The sequence below is a fragment of the Metapseudomonas resinovorans DSM 21078 genome (assembly GCF_000423545.1).
GTDB classification, from domain to species: domain Bacteria; phylum Pseudomonadota; class Gammaproteobacteria; order Pseudomonadales; family Pseudomonadaceae; genus Metapseudomonas; species Metapseudomonas resinovorans.
Window position 1 is genome coordinate 1 of sequence record NZ_AUIE01000056.1, and the last position, 2,752, is coordinate 2,752.

A 2,752-nucleotide genomic window follows, 5' to 3' on the forward strand; every position below is an offset into this window, starting at 1 on the left:
AGAAATCAACCGAGATTCCCTTAGTAGTGGCGAGCGAACGGGGATTAGCCCTTAAGCTTCTTGGATTTTAGCGGAACGCTCTGGAAAGTGCGGCCATAGTGGGTGATAGCCCCGTACGCGAAAGGGTCCAGGAAGTGAAATCGAGTAGGACGGAGCACGTGAAACTTTGTCTGAATATGGGGGGACCATCCTCCAAGGCTAAATACTACTGACTGACCGATAGTGAACCAGTACCGTGAGGGAAAGGCGAAAAGAACCCCGGAGAGGGGAGTGAAATAGAACCTGAAACCGTATGCGTACAAGCAGTGGGAGCCTACTTTGTTAGGTGACTGCGTACCTTTTGTATAATGGGTCAGCGACTTATATTCAGTGGCGAGCTTAACCGAATAGGGGAGGCGTAGCGAAAGCGAGTCTTAATAGGGCGTTTAGTCGCTGGGTATAGACCCGAAACCGGGCGATCTATCCATGGGCAGGTTGAAGGTTAGGTAACACTGACTGGAGGACCGAACCGACTACCGTTGAAAAGTTAGCGGATGACCTGTGGATCGGAGTGAAAGGCTAATCAAGCTCGGAGATAGCTGGTTCTCCTCGAAAGCTATTTAGGTAGCGCCTCACGTATCACTCCAGGGGGTAGAGCACTGTTTCGGCTAGGGGGTCATCCCGACTTACCAAACCGATGCAAACTCCGAATACCTGGAAGTGTCAGCGTGGGAGACACACGGCGGGTGCTAACGTCCGTCGTGAAAAGGGAAACAACCCAGACCGTCAGCTAAGGTCCCAAAGTTCTAGTTAAGTGGGAAACGATGTGGGAAGGCTTAGACAGCTAGGAGGTTGGCTTAGAAGCAGCCACCCTTTAAAGAAAGCGTAATAGCTCACTAGTCGAGTCGGCCTGCGCGGAAGATGTAACGGGGCTCAAACTAGACACCGAAGCTACGGGTTCGTCGTAAGACGAGCGGTAGAGGAGCGTTCTGTAAGCCTGTGAAGGTGAGTTGAGAAGCTTGCTGGAGGTATCAGAAGTGCGAATGCTGACATGAGTAACGACAATGGGTGTGAAAAACACCCACGCCGAAAGACCAAGGGTTCCTGCGCAACGTTAATCGACGCAGGGTGAGTCGGCCCCTAAGGCGAGGCAGAAATGCGTAGTCGATGGGAAACGGGTTAATATTCCCGTACTTCTAGTTATTGCGATGGGGGGACGGAGAAGGCTAGGCCAGCTTGGCGTTGGTTGTCCAAGTTTAAGGTGGTAGGCCGAACACTTAGGCAAATCCGGGTGTTCAAGGCCGAGAGCTGATGACGAGTGTTCTTTTAGAACACGAAGTGGTTGATGCCATGCTTCCAGGAAAAGCCTCTAAGCTTCAGATAACTAGGAACCGTACCCCAAACCGACACAGGTGGTTGGGTAGAGAATACCAAGGCGCTTGAGAGAACTCGGGTGAAGGAACTAGGCAAAATGGCACCGTAACTTCGGGAGAAGGTGCGCCGGTGAGGGTGAAGCATTTACTGCGTAAGCCCATGCCGGTCGAAGATACCAGGCCGCTGCGACTGTTTATTAAAAACACAGCACTCTGCAAACACGAAAGTGGACGTATAGGGTGTGACGCCTGCCCGGTGCCGGAAGGTTAATTGATGGGGTTAGCGCAAGCGAAGCTCTTGATCGAAGCCCCGGTAAACGGCGGCCGTAACTATAACGGTCCTAAGGTAGCGAAATTCCTTGTCGGGTAAGTTCCGACCTGCACGAATGGCGTAACGATGGCGGCGCTGTCTCCACCCGAGACTCAGTGAAATTGAAATCGCTGTGAAGATGCAGTGTATCCGCGGCTAGACGGAAAGACCCCGTGAACCTTTACTGTAGCTTTGCACTGGACTTTGAGCCTGCTTGTGTAGGATAGGTGGGAGGCTTTGAAGCGAGGACGCCAGTTCTCGTGGAGCCATCCTTGAAATACCACCCTGGCATGCTTGAGGTTCTAACTCTGGTCCGTCATCCGGATCGAGGACAGTGTATGGTGGGCAGTTTGACTGGGGCGGTCTCCTCCTAAAGAGTAACGGAGGAGTACGAAGGTGCGCTCAGACCGGTCGGAAATCGGTCGTAGAGTATAAAGGCAAAAGCGCGCTTGACTGCGAGACAGACACGTCGAGCAGGTACGAAAGTAGGTCTTAGTGATCCGGTGGTTCTGTATGGAAGGGCCATCGCTCAACGGATAAAAGGTACTCCGGGGATAACAGGCTGATACCGCCCAAGAGTTCATATCGACGGCGGTGTTTGGCACCTCGATGTCGGCTCATCACATCCTGGGGCTGAAGCCGGTCCCAAGGGTATGGCTGTTCGCCATTTAAAGTGGTACGCGAGCTGGGTTTAGAACGTCGTGAGACAGTTCGGTCCCTATCTGCCGTGGACGTTTGAGATTTGAGAGGGGCTGCTCCTAGTACGAGAGGACCGGAGTGGACGAACCTCTGGTGTTCCGGTTGTCACGCCAGTGGCATTGCCGGGTAGCTATGTTCGGAAGAGATAACCGCTGAAAGCATCTAAGCGGGAAACTCGCCTCAAGATGAGATCTCACTGGGATCTTGAATCCCCTAAAGGGCCGTCGAAGACTACGACGTTGATAGGTTGGGTGTGTAAGCGCTGTGAGGCGTTGAGCTAACCAATACTAATTGCCCGTGAGGCTTGACCATATAACACCCAAACAATCTGGTGATTGTGGGTGCGACTGGTTGAAGTCGACAGACCGAAAATTGGCCTGAACCGCAAAAA

1 rRNA gene is annotated in these 2,752 nt (G+C 52.7%); it reads left to right on the top strand.

Annotated features, from left to right (window positions below):
* A 23S ribosomal RNA gene (locus G559_RS0123430) occupies nucleotides 1-2,673 on the top strand; the annotation flags it as partial.
* Nucleotides 2,674-2,752 lie beyond the last annotated feature (79 nt).